The organism is Mesorhizobium sp. M1E.F.Ca.ET.041.01.1.1 (assembly GCF_003997355.1).
Lineage (GTDB): Bacteria > Pseudomonadota > Alphaproteobacteria > Rhizobiales > Rhizobiaceae > Mesorhizobium.
Map to the genome: position 1 here is coordinate 1 of NZ_RZSL01000814.1, position 2,163 is coordinate 2,163.

A 2,163-nucleotide genomic window follows, 5' to 3' on the forward strand; every position below is an offset into this window, starting at 1 on the left:
GGACGTTCTGGCGGCGCCCGGGTCGCGGGCCATGGTCTGGGCCGGACCGAGCAGCGTGAAGTCGGCAAGCTTGGCCGCGCTGCCCGCCGGTTCGGCCGAAAGCAGCAGGACCTTGGCGCCGGCGTCGCGCGCGACACGCATCAGGGTCAGCACCGTGCTGGTCTCGCCCGGTCCTGAGCTTGCGAGGAAGACATCGCCCTTGCCCAGCGGCGGCGTGGTCATGTCGCCGACCACCGCGACAGGCAGGCCGAGATGGAAGAGCCGCATGGCGAAGCCTTTGACCTGCAGCGCTTCGCGGCCGCAGCCATAGACGACGATCTTGCCGGCGCCGGCAAGCATCTCGCAGGCGCTGTCAACCCGGCCGTCGTCGATGCGCCTCACCACGGCGCCAAGCTCGTCGAGCGCTGTCGCGAACATCTCGGATCCGGCTTGCGTCATGGCAATTCGTCCTGTCCGCCGAAGCTGAATAGATATGTGGTGTTGCGGTTCGTTTGCCGCGAAACACTTGTTTCTGTTCATGCTAACACCGCGAAAATTCGTGTCCAACGAGCCACGGCGCTTTTGCTGTGCCACCGGCGTGATAGTGTCATGTCAGACAAATCGATCCGGGACATTTGAGGATATGAAGACACGGCACTTCGACCGCATCGGCAATGGCGGCCTCACTTTCACCGAGCTTGGCTTCGGCACTGCGCCGCTCGGCAATCTATACCGCGCCGTCTCCGATGAGGATGCCAATGCCACGCTGGAGGCGGCGTGGGCGGCCGGCTGCCGCTACTTCGATACCGCTCCCCTCTACGGCCTCGGCCTGTCGGAAACCCGGCTCAACCCGTTCCTGCGCGGCAAGAAGCGGGACGACTATGTGTTGTCGAGCAAGGTCGGCCGCCTCATGCGCGTCTGCCCGCCCGACCAGCGCACCGGCATCGGCAAGTTCTTCGACACGCCCTCGCGCAAGGAAGTTTACGACTACAGCTATGACGGCGTGATGCGCTCCTTCGAGGCCTCGCTGGAGCGTCTCGGCGTCGACCGCATCGACATCCTCTATGTGCACGACGTCGACATCTTCACCCATGGCAGCAAGGAGGCGTCGGACGTTCGCATCGAGGAATTCATGTCGTCCGGCTACTACGGGCTGCTTTCGCTGCGCGACCAAGGCGTGATCAAGGCCTTCGGCGGCGGCATCAACGAATGGGAGGTCTGCCAGACGCTCGCCGAACGCGGCGATTTCGACCTGTTCCTGCTCGCCGGCCGCTATACGCTGCTCGAGCAGGAAGCGCTGGCTACCTTCCTGCCGCTCTGCCAGGAGCGCGGCATCGGCATCATTCTTGGCGGCCCCTACAATTCCGGCATCCTGGCGACGGGGCCGAAGCCCGGCGCCTTCTACAACTACACCAAAGCGCCAAAGGACGTGCTCGAGCGCGTGGCGCGCATCGAGGCTGTCTGCCAGCGCCATGGCGTGCGCCTGATCGAGGCCGCACTCCAGTTCCCGCTGCGGCATCCTTCCGTGATGTCGGTGATCCCCGGCGGCCAGCGGCCCGCCGAGGTCGAAAGCAACCGCGCGCTGCTTGACGTCAGGTTTCCGGCGGCCCTTTGGGCGGATCTTAAGCGGGAAGGGTTGATGCGCGCCGACGCGCCGACCGGCTGAACCCGCAATCAGCGGGTCAAAAAAGAAGAGCCGGGCAAGCCCGGCTCTTATGAGCTTAAAGAAAAAGGTCTTAGTTGACCGCGTCCTTGAGGCCCTTGCCAGCCGAAAACTTCGGCACGGTGCGCGCCGGAATCTTCACTTCCGCGCCGGTCTGCGGGTTACGGCCGGTCGAAGCAGCGCGTTTTGACACGGTGAAATTTCCGAAGCCGACAAGCCGGACATCGCCGCCCTTCTTCAGTTCGCCAGTGATCACGGAGAACACCGCATCGACGGCCGACTGCGCATCAGCCTTCGAAATGCTTGCGGAGTCGGCGACGGCGGACACCAGTTCGTTCTTGTTCATCAAAATTCCCTTCCATGAGAAAACCGGAACTACGACTCATCCGGCAGGAAACGGACTTTAGAAAGAAGCGTTCCGGAACCCAAGCCGAAAACCGCGGAATTCCGGGCTTTTTTCGACTTTTCGGAGCTTTTTTCACATGAAAAAGCCGGGCTTGAAGCCCGGCTCTCTCATTGTG

The 2,163-nt window shown here is 62.9% G+C and carries 4 protein-coding genes; 1 reads left to right on the top strand and 3 read right to left on the bottom strand.

Annotated features, from left to right (window positions below; all coding sequences use genetic code 11):
• The coding region (locus tag EOA38_RS34515; protein ID WP_127301322.1) for an SIS domain-containing protein at positions 1-438 on the bottom strand (438 nt) is incomplete at its 3' end.
• Between the two features lie 184 nt (positions 439-622).
• Between EOA38_RS34515 and EOA38_RS34520 the strand changes: the two genes are divergently transcribed.
• A complete protein-coding gene (locus EOA38_RS34520) occupies positions 623-1,645 on the top strand; it encodes an aldo/keto reductase (RefSeq protein WP_127301323.1) in 1,023 nt (340 codons plus the stop codon).
• A gap of 70 nt (positions 1,646-1,715) precedes the next feature.
• On the opposite strand, the gene hupB is transcribed toward EOA38_RS34520, so the two are convergent.
• Both hupB and EOA38_RS39905 read right to left on the bottom strand, forming a co-directional pair.
• On the bottom strand, positions 1,716-1,988 hold the full coding sequence (hupB, locus tag EOA38_RS34525; RefSeq protein WP_027166452.1) for a DNA-binding protein HupB: 273 nt from the start codon (positions 1,986-1,988) through the stop codon (positions 1,716-1,718).
• A partial coding sequence (locus EOA38_RS39905; RefSeq protein ID WP_210213009.1) for a hypothetical protein occupies positions 1,930-2,163 on the bottom strand: 234 nt, incomplete at its 5' end. The genes EOA38_RS39905 and hupB, both read right to left, overlap by 59 nt.

Excerpts from the sequence above, each read along its gene's own strand:
- EOA38_RS34520 (WP_127301323.1), top strand. The coding sequence starts at position 623 with ATGAAGACACGGCACTTCGACCGCATCGGCAATGGCGGCCTCACTTTC.
- hupB (WP_027166452.1), bottom strand. The coding sequence starts at position 1,988 with ATGAACAAGAACGAACTGGTGTCCGCCGTCGCCGACTCCGCAAGCATT.